Annotated in this window: 21 protein-coding genes; 13 read left to right on the forward strand and 8 right to left on the reverse strand. The window is 74.4% G+C overall.

Annotation, left to right across the window (positions count from 1 at the left end; all coding sequences use genetic code 11):
• Positions 1-22: 22 nt before the first annotated feature.
• The 4 genes from ACZ66Z_RS15545 to ACZ66Z_RS15560 all read right to left on the reverse strand — a co-directional run bounded on the left by ACZ66Z_RS15545 (position 23) and on the right by ACZ66Z_RS15560 (position 7,166).
• Entirely contained in the window at positions 23-475 is a 453-nt protein-coding gene (locus ACZ66Z_RS15545) for a hypothetical protein (protein WP_469934489.1), read from the reverse strand.
• Positions 472-795 (reverse strand): hypothetical protein, encoded by a 324-nt coding sequence (locus tag ACZ66Z_RS15550; RefSeq protein ID WP_469934490.1) that lies wholly within the window; start codon positions 793-795, stop codon positions 472-474. Before ACZ66Z_RS15550 ends, ACZ66Z_RS15545 begins: the two co-directional genes overlap by 4 nt.
• Positions 792-5,945, reverse strand: a complete 5,154-nt coding sequence (locus ACZ66Z_RS15555) for an HD domain-containing protein (protein ID WP_469934491.1) — start codon at positions 5,943-5,945, stop codon at positions 792-794. Before ACZ66Z_RS15555 ends, ACZ66Z_RS15550 begins: the two co-directional genes overlap by 4 nt.
• A 93-nt stretch (positions 5,946-6,038) precedes the next feature.
• Positions 6,039-7,166 (reverse strand): LLM class flavin-dependent oxidoreductase, encoded by a 1,128-nt coding sequence (locus ACZ66Z_RS15560; RefSeq protein WP_469934492.1) that lies wholly within the window; start codon positions 7,164-7,166, stop codon positions 6,039-6,041.
• A gap of 94 nt (positions 7,167-7,260) precedes the next feature.
• Between ACZ66Z_RS15560 and ACZ66Z_RS15565 the strand changes: the two genes are divergently transcribed.
• From ACZ66Z_RS15565 to ACZ66Z_RS15585, 5 genes are all read left to right on the forward strand, one after another.
• Positions 7,261-7,845: a PadR family transcriptional regulator gene (locus ACZ66Z_RS15565; protein WP_469934493.1), complete on the forward strand. Its 585-nt coding sequence runs from the start codon at positions 7,261-7,263 to the stop codon at positions 7,843-7,845.
• Positions 7,836-8,555 carry a vWA domain-containing protein gene (locus tag ACZ66Z_RS15570; RefSeq protein ID WP_469934494.1) on the forward strand — a complete coding sequence of 240 codons (720 nt, stop codon included), beginning with the start codon at positions 7,836-7,838 and terminating at the stop codon, positions 8,553-8,555. Before ACZ66Z_RS15565 ends, ACZ66Z_RS15570 begins: the two co-directional genes overlap by 10 nt.
• A gap of 98 nt (positions 8,556-8,653) precedes the next feature.
• Positions 8,654-9,034 carry a VOC family protein gene (locus ACZ66Z_RS15575; protein WP_469934495.1) on the forward strand — a complete coding sequence of 127 codons (381 nt, stop codon included), beginning with the start codon at positions 8,654-8,656 and terminating at the stop codon, positions 9,032-9,034.
• A gap of 207 nt (positions 9,035-9,241) precedes the next feature.
• The gene (locus ACZ66Z_RS15580) at positions 9,242-9,904 is read left to right on the forward strand and encodes a TetR/AcrR family transcriptional regulator (RefSeq protein WP_469934496.1); all 663 of its coding nucleotides are present in this window, start codon (positions 9,242-9,244) and stop codon (positions 9,902-9,904) included.
• Between the two features lie 190 nt (positions 9,905-10,094).
• Complete coding sequence (locus ACZ66Z_RS15585) at positions 10,095-11,870, forward strand: DEAD/DEAH box helicase (RefSeq protein ID WP_469934497.1); 1,776 nt, start codon at positions 10,095-10,097, stop codon at positions 11,868-11,870.
• Here the strand turns inward: ACZ66Z_RS15585 and ACZ66Z_RS15590 are convergent.
• Positions 11,795-12,694: a tyrosine-protein phosphatase gene (locus ACZ66Z_RS15590; RefSeq protein ID WP_469934498.1), complete on the reverse strand. Its 900-nt coding sequence runs from the start codon at positions 12,692-12,694 to the stop codon at positions 11,795-11,797. The genes ACZ66Z_RS15585 and ACZ66Z_RS15590 overlap by 76 nt on opposite strands.
• Positions 12,695-13,375: 681 nt before the next feature.
• Between ACZ66Z_RS15590 and ACZ66Z_RS15595 the strand changes: the two genes are divergently transcribed.
• Positions 13,376-13,819, forward strand: a complete 444-nt coding sequence (locus tag ACZ66Z_RS15595) for a ribonuclease (RefSeq protein WP_469934499.1) — start codon at positions 13,376-13,378, stop codon at positions 13,817-13,819.
• 18 nt (positions 13,820-13,837) lie between these two features.
• On the opposite strand, the gene ACZ66Z_RS15600 is transcribed toward ACZ66Z_RS15595, so the two are convergent.
• Positions 13,838-15,307, reverse strand: a complete 1,470-nt coding sequence (locus ACZ66Z_RS15600; protein ID WP_469934500.1) for an ankyrin repeat domain-containing protein — start codon at positions 15,305-15,307, stop codon at positions 13,838-13,840.
• Between the two features lie 45 nt (positions 15,308-15,352).
• Positions 15,353-16,237, reverse strand: coding sequence for a hypothetical protein (locus ACZ66Z_RS15605; RefSeq protein ID WP_469934501.1), 885 nt, complete (start codon positions 16,235-16,237; stop codon positions 15,353-15,355).
• Positions 16,238-16,428: 191 nt separating this feature from the next.
• Between ACZ66Z_RS15605 and ACZ66Z_RS15610 the strand changes: the two genes are divergently transcribed.
• On the forward strand, positions 16,429-17,196 hold the full coding sequence (locus tag ACZ66Z_RS15610; protein ID WP_469934561.1) for a S1 family peptidase: 768 nt from the start codon (positions 16,429-16,431) through the stop codon (positions 17,194-17,196).
• 56 nt (positions 17,197-17,252) lie between these two features.
• On the opposite strand, the gene ACZ66Z_RS15615 is transcribed toward ACZ66Z_RS15610, so the two are convergent.
• On the reverse strand, positions 17,253-19,007 hold the full coding sequence (locus ACZ66Z_RS15615) for a glycoside hydrolase family 35 protein (protein WP_469934502.1): 1,755 nt from the start codon (positions 19,005-19,007) through the stop codon (positions 17,253-17,255).
• Between the two features lie 80 nt (positions 19,008-19,087).
• Between ACZ66Z_RS15615 and ACZ66Z_RS15620 the strand changes: the two genes are divergently transcribed.
• From ACZ66Z_RS15620 to ACZ66Z_RS15645, 6 genes are all read left to right on the forward strand, one after another.
• A complete protein-coding gene (locus ACZ66Z_RS15620; RefSeq protein ID WP_469934503.1) occupies positions 19,088-19,975 on the forward strand; it encodes a helix-turn-helix transcriptional regulator in 888 nt (295 codons plus the stop codon).
• Positions 19,976-19,986: 11 nt separating this feature from the next.
• Positions 19,987-20,310: a chorismate mutase gene (locus ACZ66Z_RS15625; protein ID WP_093876613.1), complete on the forward strand. Its 324-nt coding sequence runs from the start codon at positions 19,987-19,989 to the stop codon at positions 20,308-20,310.
• The gene (locus ACZ66Z_RS15630; RefSeq protein WP_469934504.1) at positions 20,310-21,296 is read left to right on the forward strand and encodes an asparaginase; all 987 of its coding nucleotides are present in this window, start codon (positions 20,310-20,312) and stop codon (positions 21,294-21,296) included. Before ACZ66Z_RS15625 ends, ACZ66Z_RS15630 begins: the two co-directional genes overlap by 1 nt.
• 50 nt (positions 21,297-21,346) lie before the next feature.
• Positions 21,347-23,830, forward strand: a complete 2,484-nt coding sequence (gene pepN, locus ACZ66Z_RS15635; RefSeq protein WP_469934505.1) for an aminopeptidase N — start codon at positions 21,347-21,349, stop codon at positions 23,828-23,830.
• Positions 23,831-24,151: 321 nt separating this feature from the next.
• Positions 24,152-25,534, forward strand: a complete 1,383-nt coding sequence (locus ACZ66Z_RS15640; protein ID WP_469934506.1) for a pyridoxal phosphate-dependent decarboxylase family protein — start codon at positions 24,152-24,154, stop codon at positions 25,532-25,534.
• Complete coding sequence (locus ACZ66Z_RS15645; protein WP_469934507.1) at positions 25,531-26,943, forward strand: lysine N(6)-hydroxylase/L-ornithine N(5)-oxygenase family protein; 1,413 nt, start codon at positions 25,531-25,533, stop codon at positions 26,941-26,943. The genes ACZ66Z_RS15640 and ACZ66Z_RS15645 overlap by 4 nt, the downstream gene beginning before the upstream one ends.
• The last annotated feature ends 1 nt before the right edge of the window (position 26,944 follow it).

Below are 26,944 nucleotides of genomic sequence, written 5' to 3' on the forward strand. Positions count from 1 at the left end.
TGGGGGGCGCTGCGGTGCGTCTTCAGCCCTTGCCGGGCCAGACCCAGGTGATCAGCGAGGCCGCCGAGACCGCCAGGATGCCGACCAGGCCCATCCAGCGGGCCCAGCCGGTCATCAGCCGAACGGTCTCGGCGCGCTCCTTCTCGTACCGCAGCAGGTACTCCGCACCCGAGGGCAGCTTCCGCCCCGGCCGCTCGTGCACGGCCGAGACCATCAGCCAGGACGCCAGGAGGAGCAGCAGGAACGCCCCGGCGAGCAGCCCGATCACCCACCACCGGGGCCCGGTGGTCATCTTGCCCAGGTTCTCCTGCCCCTTGAGCACGAAGACGACGGTGAGCAGCCCGGTGAGCGTGGCGAGGAAGTTCCGGTAGCCCTCGGCCTGCTGGAGTGCCGCCCTGAGCTGCTCGGGCGGGGTGGCCATGGCCAGGACCCGGTCGTCGGCGTCGCGCAGTTCCTCGGGAGTGAACTCGTTCACAGCGACAGCCCCCGGGGCGGTGCGAGGTAGAACGAGGCGCCGCAGCCCTTCTCCACCCCGGCGGGCCGGTCCACGTGCCAGGTCGGGCAGGCGCACCGCGCGTACTTCGGCTCGCCGTTGTCGAAGGCCTGCCTGTCCGGGCCGGCGGGGCCCTTGGTGACGTACTGGACGTTCTCCCACATCCGGGTGGTCACGCACCGGCACTGCGGGCACTCGCCCGTGGCCTCCAGGCGCCCGGCGCCCCGGGACTGCCAGAGGAAGGTCGTGACCGGCGCGGTGGGGGGCCGGTCCGTGACGCGGTAGGGAACGGCGGAACTCACGGGCGGGGGCCTCCTGGGGCGCTGGGAAGGTCGAGGTCGAAGAGGCGGCGGTACCGCGCGAGCCGGTCGAGGACCTCCGGCTCGGACAGGTCCGTCTCCTCGGAGCAGAGGAGTACGTGATCGGGGTCGACGGTTCCTTCGAGGGCCGGGGCACGGCCGGTCAGCCGGGCGGTGAGCACGATGACGTCGCGCCAGTCGGGCTCCAGGTCCCGTTCGTCCCCGACGGGCTCGGGGACGGTGACGTCGAGCCCGAGGCAGCGGAAGGGCGCGTAGCGCTCGTACGCCCACCAGAGCGTGCGGCCGAACCGGCCCGCGACGAGGACGAGTTCGAGGGGACCGAGGGTGCCGGCGCCGAGCAGATCCGGCCCGAAGGCGGCCAGGTCGAAGTCGTCGGGGTCGAAGTCGTCCAGGGTCGCGGCGTCGGGACCGGTGAAGGGGCCGGGGAGGGCGGGGCCGCCGGCCGGGAGGAAGGCCTGGGCGATGCGGACGACGTCGCCGAGGCTGCTGCCCGTGCGGACCGCGCCCAGGAGGTCCCGGCAGGTGAGCTCGGTGCGGAGCGCCGCCGCGGTGAGGTTCCTGTGGTCGAAGAGGAAATGCGTCGTGGCGTACGGAGCCACCGACCGGAGGGAGTCCGGGAGGTCGACGACCTTCAGGGGGAGGGGCAGGGGAAGCGCCGCCAGGCGGTCCGCCTCGTCGCCCAGCGTGTTCCGTTGCTGGGCGGCGAGGCGGGTCAAGGGCCCCAGACCGAGGCCGTCCGTGTCGAGGTCCCAGGGACCCCTGCCGTACTCCAGGCGGGGATAGACGATGTTGAGCAGCTCGTCGACGAGGGGGTCCTGGGCGAGCTGCTGAGCGCTCGCTTCGACGAGGGCGCGACAGCCGGGGGCGAGAACGCCGCAGGCGTCCAGGAGCCTCAGATCCCGAAGGGCCGAGGCGAAGCCGGGCCCGGAAGCGATGTGCCGAATCGCTCCGACGAGACGCCAGGGGCCGATGTTTCCGCAGTCCTGTCCCTGTCCGGGGCGAAGAGCGCTGATCCAGCCCGGGACCGTCCAGTCGCGGATCTCGTCCGGCACCGGAGGCGCCGACACGCCGGTGACGGGCGTGAGGCCGTTGATCTGGTCCACCACGTCGCCGACCGGGAGATCCATCCTGCTGGATCGGTCGAGGACGTCGAGCATGTCGAGGGGGCCGTCGACCCAGGGCGGCCTGCCGTTCACCGCGTGCGACAGGAGGCGGCGCTCCTCGCCGGTCAGGGGCCGATGGCCGAGCGTCGCGGCGGAGACCTCGGGGGCCAGGGAGAAGCCCAGGCTCTTCAGCTCGTCGATGCGCTCGGCGAGGTCCTTGCGCCGTTCGACGGACGGGGCCCGCACCAGGAGGTCGACCGGGTGGACGACGCCCTCGTGCCAGTCCCGTGCCGTCCTCCACACGGCCATGGGTTCGGGGCTGGCCAGTGCGCGGACCTCCGCCTCCAGGACGACGCCCGCGGAGTGCTCGGGCACCTCCTCCCATCCGGGCAGCGGCACGATGCGCGTCAGCTCCCGTACCGACGCGAGCGCCTCGGCCAGGGTGATGCCGTGGGTGTGCGCGACCGGCAGGAGCGGAGCGAAGGCGGCCGGGCGCGCAGAGGGCCCCCTGGTCGACTCACGCCTCGCGTTGTCGTGCGCGTGGACGGAGTCGGCCATGACCGCGGTCGGGAAGAGCGTTCTCAACGCACGTACGTCGGCGACGTCCGGCACCTGCACGCCGACGACGGCGAATCTCCGCTGGGCGCGGACGGCCGCGGCGAGGGACTGTCCGCTCCGCGCGGCCGCGCGCAGGGGCGCGGCCCAGCCGCCGGGCATGCCCTGCAGGAAGAGCAGCATGTCCAGACCGACGGGTCGGGGATAGCTGTCCGGAGCGAACCGGTCGCCCTGGTTGCGGAGCGCGCCCAGCGCGGAGTGCCGCCACCGCTTCAGCGTCGTGCTGTCGATGGTCGGGGCGATGGTGTAACTGCGCAGTCGGATGAGTTCACTGTCGGAGGGGAAGCACCCCACCTCGCGCAGCCGGAACGTCGGCGAGGCCAGGCTGTACTCCTCGTGCGTCGCGTGCAGGACCCCCACCGCGTCCCCGGGCAGCGAGTCGAAGACCTCCACCGCCAGTTTCGGTTCCGTGCGGGCGAGCCCCCACAGCCAGCGCAGCGACACCTCCTCGAAGGCGGCCACCGCCTCGGGCACGCCCGCCAGCAGGCGGAGCAGGACGCCTTCCTCGTCGTGGCCGATCAGCCCGTTCCGGTCCACCGTCGGCACCGGTTGGTCCCGTTCGCGCAGGTTGAAGACGTAGCCGTCGACCTCCGGCGCGTTCTTGATCACCACGCCGTCCAGGAGCAGTTGGCCCCTGCCCTGGACGAGCCAGGCGTCCGTCCCCGCCGCGGCGGGCTTGGCCGGCCAGTTCGCCGAGGCCTGGAGCTCGCCGGGCGACCACTCCGCCCAGCGGATCCGGTTGCCGTCCCGGTCCAGCTCCTCCGCCGTCACCCGGTGGTCGCTCACCCACAGCAGCGAGCGCAGCGTCTCCACGAGCGACGGCGGCGTCCCGCCGTCCGCGTTCAGGTAGAGGCGGACCACGGTGCCCCCGCGCTCCGGGGCCTCGGTCGTCCCCACGATCTCCAGGAGGCCCGAGCCGGACTGGATGGTGGCCTGCAGGGGTGCTTCCGTACGGGAGGGGTTGCCGTGGAGGTCGGTGGTGGCGGTGGTGACCACGACCTCCTCCGCCAGCATGAAGTAGCTGAACACGCCGATGCCGAAACGGCTGTTGAACGGGACCGGCTCGATGCCCGCCCGCCGCCAGTTCCGTCGCTCCTGCACGAAGTCCGGGTCCTGCTCGTACCGCTTGCCCGCGCGGGCGAACATCGAGGTGAGCTTTCTGCGGCTCATGCCGGTGCCCGTGTCGCGGCACTCGATGTACGGACGGTCCTCCTCGTCGTACCCCTGGACGAAGGAGATCTCCGGCTCACGGCCCTTCGCCCCGCACTTGCGCAGGCTCCGCCCGTACTCGGCGCGCAGCTGCCGGTGCCGGCAGGCGTCCAGGGCGTTCTGGTAGAGCTCCCGGACGGCGAGCATCCTGTCCCCGTACAGCTGCGTGCCCATGAGCAGCGGGCGGATCTCGTCCTCGGCGAGGCGGAAGCGCTCCAGCGGCTTGGTGTACTGCTGTTCCAGTGGTTCGAGGAACTCGGTGGTCACCTTGCGCGGGATGCCGCGCAGCAGGTCGGGGGCGGTCGTCCGGGCCTCCTTCCAGCTCTTGTGCCGGGCCCGGACCGACGCGTCGGCGGTCGCCGCCAGCTCCTCCACGGCCGCGTGCAGCGCGGGGTGCGGGCAGAGGAAGTGGACCGCCAGGTCGTACCCGTCGCCGCCCGTCCGCGCGTGCTCGTCGGGGGACTCCAGGCGGTACTCGGAGAGGGCCGAGGTGACGTCCGAGGGCACGAGCCGGCGGTGGGCGCCCAGGTGGTCGACGAGGACGCTGGACATGCGCCGGGGGTCCGCGGCCAGGAGCGAGGCCAGCCAGACGAGGTACGCGAGGTCACGGGCGCGCCAGGTGTTGCCGGGCACGGCCGGGTGCTCGTTCCAGCGGAGTTCGCCGCTGTCGTTGATGCGGGGGCTGCTGCCGGGCGCGACCGTGACGTGGGCCAGGACCTGGCGGAGCTGGCGGTCGATCAGGGCGCGGTTCTGCGGGGAGGTCTCGCCGGCGTACCCGGCCGTCACGGCCGAGACCACCATGGCGAGCAGGTGGTCGACCGCCGCGTAGTCGCCCGTACCGTCCCACAGGCGGTCCCAGTCGGCGATGAACCGGTGGCGCAGCCAGTGGTCGGCCGCCGTGGCGGGCCCGGTCAGGTGGCGTCGGCGCAGGGTCTCCGCCGCCAGGCTGACCTGCGAGTGCGCCCGGGACACGTCCCGCGCCGCGTCGCACACCAGATGGTCGTGCGGGGTGGCGGGCGCCCGCCCCCGCCCGTCCTCGGACCGGTCGATCCGGTCCGGCCGGAGTGCCGCCAGCTCGCTCAGGGCGATGGCGACGACCCCCTCGTGCAGCAGGGGCGCGGCGAGCAGGGCCGCCGTCTCGGCGGGGGAGAGGCGCTCGCGCCCGGTGAGGCGGGCGGCCTCGACGAGCCGGCCGAGCCGGTCGACGACCCGGATCGGGTAGTCCGGGTCGCTCCAGGGGGTCGCGAGGGCCGAGTCCGTGCCCAGGCGGCTCTTCGCGACCTCGCGCGCCAGGTCGGCCAGTTTCTCCTTGACCCGCTCGTGCGCGTCGGCGTGCGAGGTGTGCCGCCAGAGCACGGAGTCGGCGACCGCTTCGGACCAGCGCTGGGTCTCCTGGGAGCCCCGGCAGAGGACCAGCCGTTCGGCGAGGCCCGGCACACACAGGAAGTCGATCGTCGGCGGGGGCTCCGTGAGCCGGGCGGTCAGCCGCTCGACCCGGGCCCGGACGAAGTCGTGGACGTCCTTCAGGGTCTTCGGGGGGCTGTTGCGGGACAGGGCCTCGGAGAGGGCGATGCCGAAGTAGCTGCCCTTCTCGGGGTCGGCGTAGGCCGGCTGACCGCGGCCGGTCGCGAGCAGCCAGGCCACGTCGCGGTAACCGGAGTTCACCAGACGCGCCTCGTCCGCGTCCGCGGGCGAGGGCGGTTGGTCGGTCCGGCAGGTGTCGAGGCAGACCACGACCGTGACGCCCGGGGGCACCGCGCCCAACAGGACTTCGGGGGCGGTTTCGAGGATCGTCTGCGCGATGAGGGAGCCGTCGGCGCGGGGCCGGGTGTCCGAGGTGAGCAGGTACTCGCGCTCGCCGACGGTCACCCCGTGGCCGGAGACGTAGAGGAACGCCGTGTCCCCGGCCGTGCAGGAGAGGAGGAAGTCCTCCACGGCGCTCACGATCGAGCCGACCCCGGTGTCCTGCCGCTCCGGGCTGGGATGACCGGGGTGGAGGGCGTCGACGGTGTAGCCGGACTCGGCGAGGGCGGCTCCGACGAGCTCGATGTCGCGGTCGACGAAACCGAGCGCGGGGAAGAGCCCGGCGAGGGTCTCGTCCCGTTCCAGGAACGCGGTCCTGCCGACTCCGATGAGCAGAGCCCGCCGTGCTCCGGTCACCGGCTCCTCGGTCGTGTCCCCCGACGTGGCCGTCGTCGCGCTCACCCGTACCCCCGATTCCCGTGTGCGGCGCCCCCGAACGTCCATGATTCCAGAACGTCAGGACCGGCCGGGGGCCCTGCCGGTGATCCGCGGGCCTCACGGGGACGCCGGTGCTCGGCGGAAGTGCGGGATCACGTGCTCGCCCCACTGGCGGATCGTCTCCAGGCAGGCGTCCTGCGGCACCGTGCCCATCTGGATCAGGCACATCACCTCGTCGACGCCGATCTCCCGGAGGCGTTCGACGTAGGCGATCGCGGTGGCCGCGTCCCCGTAGGCGTGGTCGGTGTTGTACGGGCCGGTGTCGACCGGGCGGGCGGGGACGTCGGCCTCGTGGAGCCGGGCGACCAGTCGCCGCCGTTCCTCGTCGAGCACCCCGGTGTGGTCCTCGTCCTCCGCGTGGCCCGTGGGAGCGGGAGCCCCGCCGTACCAGTGCGCGATCGACTCGGCGAAGAAGCGCTGGCCCCGGGTGCCGAGCCGGAGGGCGCGGGCGGCGTCGTCGAGGACGATCGTCGGGCACAGGGCGGAGAAGTGGTCGTTGACCTCGGTGGAGACGAACCGGGATCCGTCCCGCGCGCCGATCGCCTCGTCGTACACCGCGCGCATCGCCCGCACGTCGTCGGCCCCGGCGAAGCCCATCACCAGGGCGCCGATGCCGAGTTCGGCGGCCTGCCGGAGCGACTCGTGCTGCGAGCAGGCCATGAAGAGCGGTGGGTGGGGCGTCTGCACGGGGCGGGGCAGGACCGCGCCGGGGCCGATGTCGAGGGTGCCGTGCCACTCCAGCTCCGGCTCCCGCCAGGCGGCGGCGAAGATCCGCAGGGCCTCCTCGGTCTGCGGGCGGGTGTCCTCCGGGCGCACCCCGAACATCCGGGTCTCCTGGCGGGTCGCGCCCCGGCCGGCGCCCACGTCGACCCGGCCTCCGGAGAGCACGTCGAGCATGGCGGCGCGTTCGGCGACCCGGACCGGGTGCTGGTAGCCGAAGGGCATGGTGACCACGCCGTGGCCGACGCGGATGGTCCGGGTGCGGGCGGCGACCCAGGTCAGGAAGATCTCGGACGCGGTCATGTGGGCGTACTGGGTGAGGGAGTGGTGCTCGACCGCCCAGATCCGGTCGAAGCCCGTCTCCTCGGCGAGGACGGCCTGTTCGACGCAGTCGTGGAGGACCTGGCGTTCGCGGTCGGGGGTCGGGTCGACGAGCTGTGCTTCGAAGATCATGGAGAACTTCACGGGACGCTCCTCCCGGGGCAGGCTTGCGCTATGCCTAATCGAAATACTTCTAGCAGGCACAGGGGGAGGAGGGAAGAACCGTAGACTGCCCTCCGTGGTGGACCGAGAGAGCGTGCCAGGGCTTCCCGCGACCGGCTGGGCGGTGCTCGGACTGCTGTCCCACGGACGGGAGTTGTCCGGCTACGACGTCAAGAAGTGGGCCGACCGGTCCCTCGGCCTCTTCTACTGGAGCCCGTCCTTCAGCCAGGTCTACGGCGAGCTCAAGCGCCTGGAGAGCAGCGGTTACGCCACCTCGCGGCTCGTCGCCCCCGAGGCCGGCACCCGTGACAAACGCGTCTACCGGATCACCGACGAGGGCCTCGCCGCCGTCCGCACCTGGGCCCGCACCGCCCCCCTCGACCCGCCCGTCCTGAAGCACGGGCCGATGCTGCGGCTCTGGCTGGGCCACCTCCTCGAACCCGAGCGGATGCGGGAGATCCTGGCCGCGCACCGGGAGTACGCCGAGCGCATGCGGCGGCGCGCCGAGGCGGACGCGGCGGACGCGGAGGCGGACGAGGCGTGGGCGCACCCCCGGCTGACCCTCGTGTGGGCCGAGCGGTACTACACGGCCGAGCGCGACCTGGCCGACGCCATGCTCGCGGACATCGAGGAACTGGAGGGGGAACGGCCATGGCACTGAGCCTGCGGAAGGTCGAGGAGACCGCGCCCGCCCTGGTGAGCCTCTACAAGGAGGCCGGGGCGTCACTGGCGCGGCACGGGATCGGCGGGCAGCGGGTCGCCGTCTACCTCGTCATCGACTACTCGGGCTCCATGAAGCCGTACTACGCGAACGGCACCGTGCAGGCCCTCGCCGACCGGGTCCTCGGGCTCTCCGCGCACCTCGACGACGACGGACGGGTGCCGGTGGTCCTCTTCTCCACCGACGTCGACGCGGAGACCGAGATCCGGCTCGACGACCACGCCGGCCGGATCGACCGGATCGTCGCCGGGCTCGGCCACATGGGGAAGACGAGCTACCACCTCGCCATGGACGCCGTCATCGACCACTACCTGGACAGCGGCTCCACCGCGCCCGCGCTCGTCGTCTTCCAGACCGACGGAGGGCCGATCAACAAGCTCGCCGCCGAGCGGTACGTCTGCAAGGCGGCCCGACTGCCGATCTTCTGGCAGTTCGTCGGCTTCGGCGACCCCGGCAGCCGGCAGTTCGAGTTCCTGCGCAGGCTCGACGAACTGGACGTGCCGGCGAAGCGGCCCCTGGACAACGCCGGCTTCTTCCACGCGGGCCAGGACCCGAGCCGGGTCCCGGACGCCGAGCTGTACGACCGGCTCGTCTCCGAGTTCCCGGCCTGGCTCGCCGCGGCCCGGGCCCAGGGCGTCGTCCGGTCGTGAACCGGCGGCCGCCAGGCGGAGGGCAGGCGACTCTCCGCCGTCGGCCCGGCTTTGCGAATCGGGTGGCTCCCGGACGGGGCACGGGCGATCATGACGCCATGAGCTCTCTCGTACGCCACACGACCATCGACTGCGCCGACGCCCACGCCCTGGCGACCTTCTGGGCGAAGGTGCTCGGCTCCAAGGTCTCCGACGACGACAAGCCCGGCGACCCGGAGGCGCTCGTCGAGTCGGCCGGCGCGGGCCTCCTCTTCATCCAGGTGCCCGAGGGGAAGACGGTGAAGAACCGCGTCCACCTCGACCTCCAGCCGCAGGACCGCACCCGCGACGAGGAGGTCGAGCGGCTGCTCGCCCTCGGCGCCACGCTCTTCGAGGACCACCGGAACCCGGACGGCACCGGCTGGGCGACCCTGACCGATCCGGAGGGCAACGAGTTCTGCGTGGAGCGCAGCGCGGCGGAGCGCGCGGCCACCGCCTGAGCCGCCGACGGCCTGAGCCGCCGACGGCCTGAGCCGCCGACGGCCTGAGCCGCCGACGGCCTGAGCCGCCGACGGCCTGAGCCGCCGACCGCCTGAGCCGCCGGCTACCTGGACCGCCGGCTACCTGGACCGCCGAACCCGAGCCCGCCGTGACAGGACGCCCGAGTCCCGGGCGGGCCCGCGCGCGGGGGGGACCAGAATGGGCACGTGCCGAACACTGCAAGCAAGAAGAAGACCCACGTGAGCGGGGGGCCCGAGCGGCGCCGTGAACTCCTGGACACGGCGGCCGAGGTGTTCGCCGCCCAGGGGTACAACGCCACCACCGTCCGCAAGATCGCGGACGCCGCCGGGATGCTCGCGGGCAGCCTCTACTACCACTTCGACTCCAAGGAGTCGATGCTCGACGAGATCCTCTCCACCTTCCTGGACGAGCTGTGGGAGGGGTACGACGCCGTCCTCGGCGCCGCGCTCGGCCCCCGCGAGACCATCGAGGCCCTGGTCACCGAGTCCTTCCGGGAGATCGACCGGCACCGCGCCGCCGTCGCCATCTACCAGAAGGAGTCCCTGCACCTCGTCGACCAGCCCCGCTTCGGCTACCTCGTCGACTCGCAGCGCAAGTTCGAGAGGGCCTGGCTCGGGACCCTGGAGCGCGGCGTCGCGGACGGGGTCTTCCGCGCCGACCTCGACGTCCGCCTGACCTACCGCTTCGTCCGCGACACCGTCTGGGTCGCCGCGTCCTGGTACCGGCCGGGCGGGCAGCACAGCCCGGAGGAGATCGCCCGCCAGTACCTGTCCATGGTGCTGGACGGGATCGCCGTGCGCGGTCCCGGGGCGTCCGGAGGGCGGGGGGTCGGGGCGGGAAGGTCCTGAGGCGCACTATTGTTCCGGTAGAGACATCCGGAAACCGTTTCGCGTTCCGGGAGAGACAGCCGGGACGCGCATCTCGTGTTCCGGGAGAGACAGCCGGGGCCCGTATCTCGTGTTCCGGGCGGTACAGCCGGGGCCCGCATCGCGCAGGTGCGGGCCCCGGCTGCGCCGCGCACCGGCCAGGAAGGCACGAATGACCCGCTCCGAACGCCCCCACAAGCGCGGCCCCCGCACCGCCCAGGCGAAGTCCACGTCCCAGCCGAAGGGCCCCCGCGGCGGCCGCCGTCCCGCCGCGCCCCCGCCGCCGCAGGAGTTCACTCCGCCGGAGACGGTGACGCCCGCGCTGCCGCCCGTGGCCTCCTTCGAGGACCTGGACATGCCGGCCGCGCTGCTGCGGACGCTCACCGAGCAGGGCGTCACCGAGCCCTTCCCGATCCAGGCCGCGACCCTGCCGAACTCGATCGCCGGGCGCGACGTCCTCGGCCGGGGGCGCACCGGCTCCGGCAAGACCCTCGCCTTCGGGCTGGCGCTCCTCGCCCGCACCGCCGGCCGCCGCGCCGAGCCGACCGCGCCCCTCGCGCTGGTCCTGGTGCCGACCCGCGAGCTCGCCCAGCAGGTGACCGACGCCCTCACGCCGTACGCCTCCGCGCTGCGGCTGCGGATCACCACGGTGGTCGGCGGCATGTCGATCTCCCGGCAGTCCTCGTCCCTGCGGCGCGGCGCCGAGGTCCTCATCGCCACCCCCGGCCGGCTCCACGACCTCATCGAGCGGGGGGACTGCCGACTGGACCAGGTCGCCGTCACCGTCCTCGACGAGGCCGACCAGATGGCCGACATGGGCTTCCTGCCGCAGGTCACGAAGCTGCTGAAGCAGGTCGAGCCGGGCGGGCAGCGGCTGCTGTTCTCCGCGACCCTCGACCGGAACATCGACAAGCTGGTCAAGATGTTCCTGGACGACCCGGTCGTGCACTCGGTCGACCCGTCGGCCGGCGCGGTCACCACCATGGAGCACCACGTCCTGTACGTGATGGACGAGACCGACAAGAAGGCCGTCACGCTGCGGATCGCGGCCCGCGACGGCCGGACGATCCTCTTCCTCGACACCAAGCGGTCCGTGGACCGGCTGGTCAAGCGGCTCCTGGCCAACGGCGTCCGGGCCTCCGGGCTGCACGGCGGCCGCTCGCAGCCGCAGCGCAACCGGACCCTGGACCAGTTCAAGACCGGCCAGGTCACCACGCTGGTCGCGACGAACGTGGCGGCCCGCGGCATCCACGTGGACGACCTCGACATGGTCGTGAACGTCGACCCGCCGATCGACCACAAGGACTATCTGCACCGGGGCGGCCGCACCGCCCGCGCCGGCGAGTCCGGCAGCGTCTTCACGCTGGTCCTGCCCGAGCAGAAGCGGGACATGGGCCGGCTGATGTCGAACGCGGGCATCAGCCCCCGCACGGCGCAGATCAGGTCCAGCGACGAGGAGCTCGCCGAGCTCACCGGCGCCCGGGAGCCCTCGGGCGTCCCCGTCGTCATCGAGGTCCCGCAGCCGACCCCGCCGCGCAAGGCGACGGGCACCGGCGGCGCCGGCACGGGTGGCGGCCGCCGTCGTCGCCGTCCGGCCTCCGGCGGTTCGGGCGGCGGTACGGGCACGGGCACGACGGGCGCGGGCCGCGGTTCCGGCCCGTCCACCGGACGGGCGCCCGGTTCGGGCACCACGGGCCGGGGCTCGGCCTCCGGGACGCCGACGGGCCGGGGCTCCGGCGCCGCGGCCGGCTCCGGCCGTGCCGCGGCCGGATCGGGGCGCGGTTCGGGCGCGGGCCGGGGTGCCGGCTCCGGTTCCGGGGCGGGCGCGGGCGCCGGGCGCGGTGCGGCGGCCGGCGCCGGCCGGAGCGGGCGTCAGGCGTCGGGCACCAGCCGTTCGCGGAGCGCCGCCAGCTCGCGCAGCTCCAGGCCGAGGCCGACCGACACGTAACGGAAGAGGCCGCCGTAGGAGGTGCGGACCTGGTCGAGGGCGGTGTCCAGGTACTCGGCCCGCACCTCCTGCAGCGGCACGATCAGCTCCGGGTTCTGCATGAGCCCGCCCTGCTTCAGCCCCTCGCGCACCCGCGCGTCGTACGCGGCGCGGAAGGTGTTGGAGGCCAGGTAGTCGGCGCGGGCCGAGCTCTCGGGCACGCCGAGCAGGGTGAGCAGGAGCCAGCTCGTCCAGCCGGTGCGGTCCTTGCCGGAGGTGCAGTGCAGGAGCAGCGGTCCCCGGCGGGGATCGGCCAGGTCGCGCAGGGTGGCCGCGAGGGCGGCCCGGTTCGCCGGGTCGGTGACGAAGGTGCGGTACACCTCGCGCATGAAGGCGGCGGCCCGGCCGCCGCCGAGCATCTCCTCCTGCCGCACCGGGTCGCGGGAGCCGATCGCGGCCGTCAGCTGCCCGAAGAGGCCGTGGTCGGTGACGGGCCGGGCGACCGGGACCGTACCGGCGGGCAGCCGGTCGGCGCCGTCGTGGCCGACCTCCAGCGGGATCCGCAGGTCGACCACGGTGCCGAGGCCGAGCCCGGCGAGGGTGGTGAGGTCGGCGTCGGTGAGCCGGGCGAGGTGGTCCCCCCGGTAGGCGAGACCGTGCCGGACCCGGGCGCCGTCGTAGGTGACGTACCCACCGAGGTCGCGGACGTTGACCGCGCCCTGGAGCGGGATCTGCCGGATCGCGGTGGCGGTCGTGGGGCGGGGGCGGGCGACGGCGGGTGGCGCGGCGCCGAGGAGCAGTGCGGCGCCGGTGGCGGTGAGCAGGGCGCGTCGGGACAGGGGCATGGCTGGGCTCCCTTGCGGACTGACCGGCGTACGGCCGGCGGCCGTACGTCTGACGGACTCGGAGGGGACAGCCGTGGGCGGACGGGCCCGCGGAGCCGCTCTTCCACCTAACGTTAGTTAGGCGCGGTGCTGGCGAGGAAGGTAGCAGCCCCGGGGGCCGAAGGGGAGGGGCGCGCCCGCCCGGGTTGCGGGCCCGGCCGGCGGGGCGGCCCGGAGCCGCGGGCCGCCACTCCGTGAGGCGCTTGGCCGCGGCGCGCCGGCGTTCCGTCGCGCCCGTCGGGAAACGGGTGACCGTCGCCAGCCCCTCGGTCGTGAACTCCTGGTGGAGCTCGTGCACCTCGCGCGCCCAGTCGTCGAAGGGCGGGGCGAGCTCGGCCGGCTTCTCGGGGCGGGGTTCGACGAGCACCCGGCGCTTGTCCCCGGGTGCTTCACCCTGCGCACGAAGTCCTTGCGCTCCAGGCGGTCGACGAGCCCTGGGTCCTCGCGGCCTACGCGGGCGCGGCCCTGCTGAGCCTGCGACTCCCGTCCGGGGGGGTGAGCCCCCGTCACCGACGGCGTGCGCCGGGCCCCGGCGCACGCCGTCCACGGAATCCGCACGTCGGGGAGGAACGGGTTAACGTCCGTGGAACTGAGGGCCGTCGGGGTTCCCTCCGGAGATCTACGCGCGTCATCATCGCAGCCATGCGAATCCCCCCTCGATTCACCCTCGCCGGCGGTGTCGCCGCCGCCCTCCTCTCCTCCCTCCTCCTCGGCGCCCCGGCCACCGCCGCACCGGCCCCCGCGCCCGTCGCCGCCGTGTCCTCGGTCTCGGCGGCGTCCTCGGCCTCTGCGGTCTCGTCCGTCGGGGACATCTGCTACTCGGACCTGCCCGCCCAGGCCTACGACACCCTCCGGCTGATCGACGCCGGCGGCCCCTTCCCGTACAGCCAGGACGGAGTCGTCTTCCAGAACCGCGAAGGCGTCCTGCCGGCGCACGCCTACGGCTACTACCACGAGTACACGGTCAAGACGCCGGGCGTCTCCACCCGGGGCGCCCGCCGGATCGTGACCGGCGGCGCGGTCGACGAGGACTACTACACCTCCGACCACTACGCCACGTTCGACCTGATCGACCACACCTGCTGAACCCCGCCGGACGGGGCGTCAGGCGCGGCGCGGGGTCGTCCACTCCAGACGGGTCCTGACCCGGGGGTCGCGGACGTGCTCCAGGGCGGCGAGCGCCGTCTCGCGCGGCGCCCCGTCCGCCGCCCCGTCCGCGAGGATCGACGCCAGCGCGTCGACGGCGCGGGGGTCCTGACGGATCGCCAGCCCCCGCGCCGCCTCCGCCGCGGTCTCCGGATCGGAGTCGCCGAGCCGCTCCGCGAGCCCCTCCCGTACGAGCGGGGTGTCGTCGGGCAGCTCGGCGAGCGCCAGCGTCGCCCAGTCCCGCACCCGGGGGTCGCCGTCCCGGCTCAGCGTGAGCAGCACCCCGAGCGCCTCGACGTGCCCGGTCGGCACGATCCCGGCGAGGGCCGCCGCCACGGCCCGGCGCACCACCGCGTCGGGGTGCCCGGCCGCCGCGAGCAGTTCGGGCACGGCGGCCGCGTCCGCGCACTCCCCGAGGGCGAGGACCGCCGAGAGCAGCGGCTCCCGCGACGGCGGCACCGCCTCCGCCGCGAGGCGCCGCAGGACCGGGACCGCGCTCGGGCCGAAGCCCGGCAGCGCGCCGAGCACCCGCGCGCCGAGGGCCCGGCGCAGCGGATCGCGGTAGGCGCACCACCCGGCCGCCGCCACGAACGTCTCCTCGTCGGCCCGGCCCGCCAGTTCGGCCACCGCCGTGGTCCAGTCGTCGAGCTCCGGGTCGCCGCGGCGCAGCGCCCGCGCCGCGAGCTCCTCGTGCGGGGTGCGCAGTCCGAGCGCCGCCTCCAGGAGCGTGGCGACCGCCGCGTGACCGGTCCCCCGGTCGTCGCCGCGCCCGGGCGCCCCGTCCTCCCGCAGCAGCTCGACGACGACCGTGATCCCGCCGTCCTCCCGGATCCGCCGGACGGCCGCCTCGTACGTCTGCCCGCCCTCGTTCCCGGCGACGAGCCCGCGCCGCAGCTCGGCCGCGATGTCGACGCCGATCCACCGACGGGCCTCCCGCAGGGCGGCCTCCCGGGCCCGCGCCCCGTGGTCGAGGAGCGCCCGCACGCAGCCGGTGGAGCCGCGCCGCGCGGCGGCGACGAGCGGGAGGACCCCGTCGGGTCCCGGCCGGTCCGGGTCGGCGCCGTGCTCCAGGAGGACCCGGGCGGTGTCGGCGTGGCCGAGGCGGAGGGCCCAGGCGAGGGCGGTGAAGCCGTACGCCTCCTCCTGGTCGGCCGCCGCGCCCGCCGCGAGCAGCGCCCGCACGACCTCGGTGTGTCCGCCGCAGGCCGCCCCGCACAGCGGCAGGTCCCCGTCGTCCTCGCCGCTGCCCCGGGCGGGGTCGGCCCCGGCGGCGAGCAGCACCCGCACGATGCCGGCCTCGTCGCCGACGGCCGCGCGGTACAGCGCGGTCTCCCCGTCCTCCCGGTCCTCGGGGTCCGCCCCGTCGCGCAGGAGCCGCACGGCCCCGTCCTCGTCCCCGTCCCGGATGGCGTCGAACAGCGTGCTCATGCACCGACCCTGACCCGCCGTCGGCGCGCGGCGCAAATCGATGCGTCAGGAGGCGCACTCCAGGACCGAGCCGCAGGTCCCGCACCGGGCCCGCAGGGCGCGCCCCGCCGGCACCCGCAGCCGCTGGAGGCAGACCGGGCAGGAGAAGGAGACGCCGGTCGCCGGGGCCCCGCCCTGGAAGGCGTAGGGAGCGTCCTCGGAGGCCCGGCCCCGGTGCCGCTGCAGGGCGTACCGGCGGCGCTCGGCCCAGCCCGCCCCGGCGAGCGGCGGCGCGGTCCGCTCCCGCCCGGCCTCCGCCCGGCCCCGCAGCCACGCCTCGTACGCCACGGCGCTGGTGAACCAGGGCGAGGGGTCCTCGCCGAAGACCTCGGCCCGTTTGGCGAGGACGTAGCCGAACTCCTCCGGGGTGAGGTAGCCGAGCTTCTGGCTCTCGACGCCGTCCCGCCGGTACGCGTCGAGCAGCAGCCAGCCGGCGCCCAGATAGGCGGTGGTCACGTCGGTGAGGACCTCGTTCTCCGCGGTGCCGGGGAAGCCGAGGCCGAGCCGGTGCAGCAGGACGTGGGTGATCTCGTGGGCGAGGGCCGCGCCGACGTCCCTGCGGCGGGTCCGGAACCGGTCGTTGAGCTCGACGAAGTACTCGGGGCCGGCCGTGAGCTCGACGGCCGCCGCGTACTCCATGGGGCGGAAGCTCACCACGATGCGCGCCTCGGGCAACTGCAGGTGCCGGACGAGGGCGTGGGCCACCCGCTGGGCGCCGAGGTGGAGGTCCTCGTCGTCGCCGAGGACGACGTCGTCGGCGGTCACGCTGGCCGGATAGCGGTGCACGCCGTCGGGGGAGAGACGGCGGTAGAGCGCGGTGAGCGAGGCCCGCACGGTGGCGCGGTGCGGAAAGCCGTGGATGACACGGTCGGCCCCATGACGGTTCGGCATGCCGGATCCTCCCTCCTCCCCACTGTACGGTCCCCCCACCGGATCTGGCCGAAAAGGCTTTCTTGTGGTGCCAGTTGGACGCTGCTCATAATCCGGACATGCCTTGACGAGCGCATGTCATCGCGTTCATGTCATCCCTCCGTCGAGGCCGACCCCCCACGAGAGAAGGAAGACACGTGAAGCAGAACCGCATGGTCCGTGCCCTCCAGAAGCTGGCGGCCGCGGGCGCCGTCGTCCTGGCGGCCGTCAGCCTCCAGCCCACCACCGCCTCCGCGGCCCCGGCCCCCGTCGTCGGCGGCACCCGTGCCGCACAGGGCGAGTTCCCCTGGATGGTCAGGCTCTCCATGGGCTGCGGCGGCTCCCTGATCAGCCCTCAGGTCGTCCTCACCGCCGCCCACTGCGTCAGCGGCTCCGGCAACAACACGAGCATCACCGCCACCACCGGAGTCGTGGACCTCCAGTCGAGCAGCGCCGTCAAGGTCAGGTCGACCAAGGTCCTCCAGGCCCCCGGCTACAACGGCCAGGGCAAGGACTGGGCCCTGATCAAGCTCGCCACGCCGATCACCTCGCTGCCCAACCTGAAGATCGCCGACACCACCGCGTACAACAGCGGCACCTTCACCGTCGCCGGCTGGGGCGCCGCCCGCGAGGGCGGGGCGCAGCAGCGCTACCTGCTCAAGGCGAACGTCCCGTTCGTCTCCGACGCCACCTGCCAGGCCGCCTACGGCAGCGACCTGGTCCCGGCCGAGGAGATCTGCGCCGGCTACAGCCAGGGCGGGGTCGACACCTGCCAGGGCGACTCCGGCGGCCCCATGTTCCGCAAGGACAACGCCGGAGCCTGGGTCCAGGTCGGCATCGTGAGCTGGGGCGAGGGCTGCGCGCGGGCCGGCTACCCCGGCGTCTACACGGAGGTCTCGACCTTCGCCGCCGCCATCAAGTCGGCCGCGGCCACGCTGTAGCCGCTCGCCCCGAACGGGTGCCCCGGAGCGGCCTCGGCTCCGGGGCACCTCCACGTTCACACCGGGTCCAGCTCCACCGAGGACGGCCCCCCGCCCTCCACCTCCAGGACCCACACCTCGTTCGCGCCCTCCCGCAGCACCGGTCCCGGCACGAACAGCGCCTCCTGCGGACCGACCGACCAGTAGCGGCCCAGGCAGAAACCGTTCACCCACACGAAGCCCCGGGTCGCGCCCGGCAGCCGCAGCCGGGCGTCCCCGGGCCCGGCCACGGCAAGGACCCCCCGGTACAGGCCGGGGGCTTCCGCGACCGGGCCGAAGGGCACCTCGGCGACCGTCTCCGGGGCGAAGGCGTCCAGGCGCAGCGCCCGGGCCCGTACTCCGTGCAGGTACTGCCGCTCGTGCCGCACGCCCCCCGTGATCCCCTTCGGCTCCGCCAGCCGCGGCCCGTAGTTGACCCGGCCCAGCGACTCCACCCACAGGTCCACGAGCGCCGGACCCGCCACCGGCTCGGGAAGGACGGCGTCCTCCCCGTCCGAGGCGTCGAGCACCCCCACCGGCCGTCCGTCGACGCGCACCACCGCCCGGTCGCGCAGCCCCGTCACCCCCAGCGGGTACGGCTGCCGGGGGCCCGGCACCGCCACCCGGTAGCGGACCAGACCCCGGTCCACCCCCAGCTCCTCGAAGGTCGGCGGCACCGGCGTCACCGTCTCCTCGCCGCCGAGGACCTCCAGGACCCCGTCCAGCGGCGCCCACCCGTCGAGCCCGCCCGAGACCGGCGCGCCGAGCCGGGCCGGCGGCTCCGGCACCTCCGGCAGCGGCCCCTCCGCGTACTCCGCGAGCACCTCGCGGAAGGCCCGGTACTTCTCCGTCGGCCGCCCCGCCTCGTCGATCGGCGCGTCGTAGTCGTACGAGGTCACCGTCGGCCGCAGCGGACCGTCGTGCAGCTCACCGTCCCGGTTCGCGCCCGCCCAGCCCCCGAAGTTCGTCCCGCCGTGCGCCATGTACACGTTGACCGAGGCCCCGCACTCCAGGATCTCCCGCAACGCCGCCGCCGCGTCCGCCGCGCCCCGCACCGCGTGCTCCGTGCCCCAGTGGTCGAACCAGCCGCACCAGAACTCCATGCACATCAGCGGCCCCGACGGCTGGTGCCGGCGCAGCGTCGCGAAGCCCTCCCGCGCCCCCGAGCCGAAGTTCGCCGTCGCGAGCACCCCCGGCACCGAGCCGCCCGTCAGCATGTGGTCCTCGGGCCCGTCCGAGGTGAACAGCGGCACGCCCACCCCGCAGTCCCGCAGCAGCCCCGCGAGCCACTCCAGATAGCCCCGGTCGCTCCCGTAACTCCCGTACTCGTTCTCCACCTGCACCAGGACCACCGGCCCGCCCCGGTCCACCTGCCGCTCCACCACCTGCGGGAGCAGCCGCCGGAACCAGGCCTCCACCGGCGCCAGGAACCCCGGGTCCAGGCTCCGCACCCGCCGCCCGAGCGGACCGGTCAGCCAGTGCGGAAGCCCGCCGTTCTCCCACTCGGCGCAGACGTACGGACCCGGGCGCACGATCGCCCGCATCCCGGCCCGCCCCACCGCGTCCAGGAACCGCCCCAGCGCGTCCGCGTCCGCGTACCGGCCGGGCTCCGGCTCGTGCAGGTTCCACGGGACGTACGTCTCGACGCAGTCGAGGCCCATCGCGCGCAGCATCCCGAGCCGGTGCTCCCAGTGGCCCTCGTGCACCCGGAAGTAGTGCAGCGCCCCCGAGAGCAGCCGCACCGGCCGCCCGTCGAGCAGGAAGTCCTCGTCACCCACAGCGAACGTGCTCATGGCCTCACCCTCGCCCCCTGGCGGCGGCGCGGTCCATGGACAAAGATCGTCGCAGTTTGGACGTTAGGGAAGGGCCCGCGATGTACCACACCTGGATGCGCTATTTCACGCCCGGCCCCGTCCACCACCGCCTCGGCCTCGTCTGCCTCGGCGTCGGGCTCCAGCACGGCACCCTGCCCACCGTCGGGCCGCGCACCCTCGACCACCACGTCGCCGTCGTCGTCTCCGCCGGCAGCGGCTGGCACCGGGGCCCCGACGGCCGCCGCACCACCGTCACCGCCCCCGCCCTCCTCTGGCTCACCCCCGGCACCCCCCACCACTACGCCGCCGACCCCGGCACCGGCTGGGACGAGGCCTTCGTCGACTTCACCGGACCCGCCACCGCCACCTACACCGAACTCGGCTACATCGAGCCCGACCGGCCCGTCGTCCCCCTCTCCGACGCCGCGCCCGCCCGCGCCGCCATCGGCCGGATCGCCCGCGCCGCCCGCCCCGGCAATCCCCTCCTGGAGGTCGAGACCGGCGCCGCCGTCCACGAGCTGCTCGTCGCGCTGCGCCGCGCCCGCGCCGACACCAACGCCGACGGCGACCCCGTCCTCACCGCCCTCGCCCGCGACGCCTTCCAGCCGCTCTCCGTCGCCGAGCACGCCGCCCGGCACGGCATGACCGCCGCCGAACTGCGCACCGCCGTCCGCCGCGCCGCCGGATGCAGCCCCAAGGACTACCTGCTCACCGTCCGCCTCGGCCGCGCCAAGGAGCTCCTCGCCGCCACCGAGCTGCCCGTCGCCGCCGTCGCCCGCCGCGTCGGCTACGACGACCCCGCCTACTTCTCCCGGCTCTTCACCCGCCGCGTCGGCACCGCGCCCATCCGGTTCCGCGAGCAGCAGGGACGGTCCGTGCACGGCGGCTGGAGCGACAGCGTTCCGGATCCCGAACACCCGCCCACGATCCCCCCGAGATCCGTCTAAGCTCGCAGATCATGAGCGACACCAGCGACACCAGTGCCATCGACCCGTCCGTCATCGCCGAGCTGACCCGGCTGCGCGAAAGCATCGACAACATCGACGCCGCGGTCGTGCACATGCTCGCCGAGCGCTTCAAGTGCACCCAGCAGGTCGGCGTCCTCAAGGCCGAGCACCAGCTCCCGCCCGCCGACCCCGCCCGCGAGGCCCGCCAGATCGCCCGGCTGCGCGAACTCGCCGAGAGCGCGAAACTGGACCCGGCCTTCGCGGAGAAGCTCCTCAACTTCATCATCGCCGAGGTCATCCGCCACCACGAGACGATTGCGGACGGAGCACGCTGATGGCGCGCGTCACGGTCTTCACCCTCGGAGGCACCATCTCCGCCCGCGGCGGCGACGCGGCCCGCATGACCGGCCAGGAGGTCCTCGCGGGCCTCGGCGCCCCCGAGGACGTCGTCCTGCGCGACTTCCGCCGCGTCCCCAGCTCCACCCTCTCCTTCGAGGACCTCGCCGCCCTCGCCGACGAGGTGCGCAAGGCCGTCGCCGACGGCTCCGGCGCGGTCGTCGTCCAGGGCACCGACACCCTGGAGGAGACCGCCTTCCTCCTCGACCTGCTCTGCACCACCGAGCAGCCGATCGTCGTCACCGGCGCCATGCGCCGCCCCGACCTGCCCGGCGCCGACGGCCCCGCCAACCTCGCCGCCGCGCTCGCCGTCGCCGCCGACCCCGCCTGCCGGAACCTCGGCGTCCTCGTCGTCCTCGCCGACGAGATCCACGCCGCCCGCCTCGCCCGCAAGACCCACACCACCTCCGTCGCCACCTTCGCCTCGCCCGGCGCGGGCCCCCTCGGCGCCGTCGTCGAGGGCGAACCCCGGATCCTGCTCCGCCCCGCCGTCCCCGCCGCGCTCCGCCCGCTCGCGCTCGACCCCTCCGTACGGGTCGCCCTGGTCACGCTCTCCCTCGGTGACCGCGGCGAGCTCCTCGACGCCGTCGACGACCGCTTCCAGGGCCTCGTCGTCGCCGCCTTCGGCGGCGGACACGCCCCGGCCCCGCTCGTCGAACCCCTCGCCGAACTCGCCCGGCGCATCCCGGTCGTCCTCGCCTCCCGCACCGGCGGCGGCGCGACCCTCACCGACACCTACCGCAGCCCCGGCTCCGAGCACGACCTGCTCCACCACGGACTGATCCCGGCCGGCCCGCTCGACCCCGCCAAGGCCCGGATCCTGCTCCACACCCTGATCTCCAGCGGCGCCGCGGGACCCAGCGGCTACGACCGGCCCCGCATCACCGCCGCCTTCGCCCACCTGAACGGCTCCGGCCTGGCCTGAGGCCCCGCACCCCCTGCCCGGGAACGGAGCGATCGGGCAGCATAGGGCCCATGTCCGTACTGACGCGCGACGAAGCGCAGACCCGTGCCCAGCTCCTCGACGTCCACCACTACCGCGTGGACCTCGACCTCACCACCGGCGACCAGACCTTCCGGTCACGGAGCCTCATCCGCTTCACGGCCCGCGCCGCGGGGGACACCTTCGTCGAGCTCAAGCCCGAGACCCTCCACTCCGCCGAGCTCGACGGCGAGCCCCTCGACGTCACCGCCCTCGACGGCAACCGGCTCCCGCTCGGCCTCACCGAGGGCGAGCACACCCTGAGCGTCAGCACCACCATGCGGTACTCCCGCACCGGTGAGGGCATGCACCGCTTCACGGACCCCACGGACGGCGAGTCGTACGTCTACACCCAGCTGTTCATGGAGGACGTCCAGCGCGTCTTCGCCGCCTTCGACCAGCCCGACCTGAAGGCCGTCTTCGAGCTGGGCGTCAAGGCCCCCGAGGGCTGGACCGTCCTCTCCAACGGCATCACCGAGCAGCAGCCCGACGGTCACTGGCAGGCCGCGCCCACCCCGCTGCTCTCCACCTACTTCGTCTGCGTCGCCGCCGGCCCCTGGCACACCGTCCGCACCGAGCACGCCGGCCTGCCCTTCGGCATCCACTGCCGCCGCTCCCTCGCCGCCCACCTCGACGCCGACGCCGACGAGATCCTCGCCGTCACCAAGGCCTGTTACGACCGCTACCACGAGAAGTTCGACGAGCCCTACCCCTTCGACTCGTACGACCAGGCCTTCGTCCCCGAGTTCAACGCCGGCGCCATGGAGAACCCCGGACTCGTCACCTTCCGCGACGAGTTCGTCTTCCGCTCCGCCGTCACCGTCACCGAGCGCCAGACCCGCGCCATGGTCATCGCCCACGAGATGGCCCACATGTGGTTCGGCGACCTCGTCACCCTCCGCTGGTGGGACGACATCTGGCTGAACGAGTCCTTCGCCGAGTACATGGGCTTCCAGACCGTCAACGAGGCCTGCTCCGACCTCTTCCCCGACACCTGGATCGACTTCGGCGTCACCCGCAAGGCCTGGGGGTACGAGGCGGACCAGCGCCCCTCCACCCACCCCGTCGCCCCCGACCCGGAAGCCGTCCCCGACACCGCCTCCGCCCTCCTCAACTTCGACGGCATCTCCTACGCCAAGGGCGCCTCCGCGCTGCGCCAGCTCGTCGCCTGGCTCGGCGAGGAGGACTTCCTGGCCGGCATCAACATCCACTTCAAGCGCCACAGGTTCGGCAACGCCACCCTCGCCGACTTCATCGACAACCTCGCGGCCGCCACCGACCGCGACGTCCACGCCTGGGCCGAGCAGTGGCTGCGCACGACGGGCGTCGACACCCTCACCCCGCGCCTGACCGGCGAGGGGACCCACTGGCAGCTCCACGTCGACCGCGACGGCAGCCGCCCGCACCGGATCCGGGCCGGGATCTACGACCGGCAGCCCGACGGCGAACTCACCCTGCGCGAGCGCCGCGAGCTCGACGTCCCGCAGGAGGCGCCCGCCGAGCTGACCGGCCCGCGCCCCGCCCTCGTCGTCCTCAACGACGGCGACCTCACCTACGCCAAGCTCCGCTTCGACGAGGTCTCCGAGGAATCCGTCCTGCGCGGCCTCTCCCGCATCCCCGACGCCCTCACCCGGGCCGTCGTCTGGAACGCGCTGCGCGACATGGTCCGCGACGGCGCCCTCGCCCCCGCCGACTACCTGGAGGTCGCCCTCGCGCACCTGCCCGAGGAGACCGAACTCGCCCTCGTCCAGGGAATCCTCGGCTTCGCCCGCACCCAGATCGCCGACCGGTACACCTCCGAGGAGGAGCGCCCGGCCGCCCTCGCCACCATCGGCGAGATCGCCCGCGCCCTGCTGCGCCGCACCGAGGACGGCGAGGAGCCCGGCCTGCGCCTCACCGCCGTCCGCGCCTTCATCGACAGCGCCACCACGCCCGACAAGATCGCCTCTTGGCTCGACGAGGGCACCGTCCACGGCGGCCCGGAGCTCGACCCCGAGCTGCGCTGGCGGATCCTCGCCCGCCTCGCGGTCCTCGGCGCCGCCGACGAGACCGTGATCGCCGCCGAACTGGAACGGGACCCCAGCGCCACCGGCCAGGAGGGCGCGGCCCGCTGCCGGGCCGCCCTGCCGGCCCCCGAGGCGAAGGCCGCGGCCTGGTCGTCCCTCTTCGACTCCGACGAGCTCTCCAACTACCTCTTCACCGCCACCGCCCAGGGCTTCTGGCAGCCCGAGCAGGCCGAGCTCGTACGGGAGTACGTGCCGCGCTTCTACGAGGCGGCCGTCGCGCTCGGCGACCGCCGGGGCCCCGCGATGGCCGAGGCCGCCGGGCGCTACGCCTTCCCGTCGTACGCGATCGACGAGGAGTCCCTGGCCCTGGGCGAGTCCCGCCTCACGTCCGACACCATGATCCCGGCCCTCCATCGCAAGCTCGTCGACCAGCTCGACGACCTGCGCAGGGCCCTGCGGGTGCGCGGCTAGGGGACGTCGGGCCCGGTCGGTCAGCGCCGCGTGCACCGGGCGCGCGGCGCTGACCGGCCGTCCCTCACGACGCGGGACACGAGGACCTGGGCACGACGGCCGACCCGCGAGTGACCTGACACCGCCCCGCCGCGGGCCCGCGCCCCGCCGCCGTGAAGCCCGTGCCCCGCCGTCACGGGCCTGTGCCCGGCCGTCACGGGCCTGTGCCCGGCCGTCACGGGCCTGTGCCCGGCCGTCACGGGCGGGGCACGCGTCCCTCGTTCGGGTCACAGCGTCCGACTCCCCGGACAAGCCCCCGCCGGGCCCGCCACCCTGTCGTCCATGCGTGCCGCACCCCCGCCCCTCGCCGCCGACCCCAACGCCCTGAGCCGTCTCCTCGGCGAGACCGTCGACGCCCTCCGGGAAGGAGCGCGGGCCAGGGGCGGCCCGCTCCCGGCCGGCGGCCCGGAGGCCGTCGCCCGACGCGTGCGCGAGGTGCTCGGGGAGCCGCTCCCGGAGGCGGGGCAGGGCCCCCACGAGGCGCTCCGCACCCTCGTCCGGCTCCTCGCGGAGGGCGCCGCCGACCCCGCCCACCCCCTCTGCGCCGCCCACCTCCACACCCCGCCCCTCGCGCTCGCCGCCGCCGCCGACCTGGCCGCCTCCGTGCTGAACCCGTCCATGGACTCCTGGGACCAGGCGCCCTCGGCCTCCGCCCTGGAGGCCGAGGTCACGGCGGCGCTGGCCGCCGAGGTCTTCCCCGACGCGCCCCGCCCCGATGCGCTCGTCACCACCGGCGGCACCGAGTCCAACCAGCTCGCCCTGCTCCTTGCCCGGGAACGGCACGGCACCGCCGTCCGGACCGTCGTCGGGGCCAACGCCCACCACTCCTTCCACCGCGCCGCCTGGCTCCTCGGCCTGCCCGAGCCGCTCACCGTGCCCACGCCGAGCGGCACGATGGACCCGGAAGCCCTCCACGAAGCCCTGGCCCGCACGGGTGAGGGGCCCGTCCTGGTCGCCGCCACCGCCGGCACCACCGACGAGGGCCTGATCGACCCGCTCCCCGCGCTCGCCGACGTCTGCGCGGCCCACGGCGCCCGCGTCGAGCTCCACGTCGACGCCGCGTACGGCGGCCCGCTCCTCTTCAGCCGCACGCACCGCCGGCTCCTCGACGGCCTCGACCGGGCCCGAACCGTCACCGTCGACCTGCACAAACTCGGCTGGCAGCCGGCCGCGGCGGGACTCCTCGCCGTACGCGACGCCGCCGACCTCGCCGTCCTCGGCCACACCGCCGACTACCTCAACGCCGACGACGACACCGAGGCCGGCCTCCCCGACCTGCTCGGCCGCTCCCTGCGCACCACCCGCCGTCCCGACGTCCTCAAGACCGCCGTCACCCTCCGCGCCCTGGGCCGCACCGGCCTCGGCGCGCTCGTCGACGCGTGCATGGGCCTCGCCCAGGACCTCGCCGACCTGGTGGAGAAGGCCCCCGGCCTCGACCTCAAGGACCGGCCCACGCTCACCACCGTCCTCTTCCGGCCGGCCGGCGCCACCGACGAGGCCGTCGCGGCGATCCGCCGCACCCTCCTGGCCGAGGGCCGCGCCGTCCTCGGCCGGGCGAAGGCCGACGGCCGCCTCTGGCTCAAGGCCACCCTGCTCAACCCCCACGCCACCCCCGGCGACCTGGACCGGATCCTCACCCTCGCGGAAGGCGGCACGCACCGATGACCGGCGACACCCCCCAGCAGGACCTCGATCAGCCCCACGACCTGGTGGGCGTCGGCATCGGCCCCTTCAACCTCTCGCTCGCCGCCCTCGCGCACGGCGTCCCCGGCGGTCTCGCCGCCACCTTCTACGAGCAGCGGCCGGCCTTCCACTGGCACCCCGGGCTGCTCCTCGACGGCGCCACCCTCCAGGTCCCCTTCCTGGCCGACCTGGTGACCCTCGCCGACCCCGCCAGCCCCTGGACCTTCCTCAACTACCTGAAGAGCCGCGAGCGCCTCTTCCCCTTCTACTTCGCCGAGAAGTTCCACATCCAGCGCGCCGAGTACGACGCCTACTGCCGCTGGGTCAGCGAGCGGCTCCCCGGCCTCCGCTTCGGCCACCAGGTCGACTCCGTCCGCTGGAACCCCGAGCGGCGGCTGTTCGAGGTCGACTTCACGCAGGTCGACCCGGCGGGCGGGGCCGAGGCCCTGGGCCGTGCCTACACCCGGAACGTCGTCCTGGGCGTCGGCACCGAGCCGTACGTCCCCGAGCCGCTCCGGCCGCTCGCCGACGCCCCCGGCGTCCCGGTGTTCCACTCCGCCGACTACCTGACCCACCGCGAGTCGCTGCTGAGCGCCGGGCACGTCACCGTCATCGGCTCCGGCCAGTCCGGCGCCGAGGTCTTCCTCGACCTGCTCCGCGCCCGCCCCGCGGGGGCGGAGGGGATCCACTGGCTGGCCCGGACCGAGGCCTTCGCCCCCATGGAGTACTCCAAGCTCGGCCTGGAGCACTTCACCCCCGACTACACCCGCTACTTCCACGCCCTGCCCGAGCCGGTGCGGAGCGAACTCGTGCCCCGTCAGTGGCAGTTGCACAAGGGCATCGACGCGGAGACCATCGCCGCCATCCACGACGAGCTCTACCGCCGCACCCTGCACGGCGGCTGGCCGGACGCCGTCCTCACCCCCGGCGTCCGGGTCCGCACGGCGGGGCGGGTCGCCACCACGCGGGTCGAGCTGCACCTCGAGCACGTCCAGCAGTCCACCCGCTCCCGGCTCACCACCGACGCCGTCGTCCTCGCGACCGGCTACCGGGAGCGCCCGGTGGACCGGATGCTCGCCGGACTCGACCCGTACCTCCGTCACGACTCCGCCGGGCGCCCCCGGGTCGACGAGCGGTACCGCCTGGTCCTCGACCCCTCCGTCACGGGCTCCGTGTACGTCCAGAACGCCGAGCGCCACACCCATGGCGTCGGCGCCCCCGACCTGGGCCTGGCGGCCTGGCGCAGCGCGACCATCCTCAACTCGGTCACCGGCAAGGAGCCGTACCCGCTGCCGCGCCGCACCGCCTTCACCAGCTTCGGCCTGGACGTGCAGGAGGCGCCGGGCATCCCGGCCCAGGACCGGAAGCTGACGCCCCTCGTGCAGCAGTAGG

This window comes from Streptomyces sp. NPDC107498, from assembly GCF_055582805.1.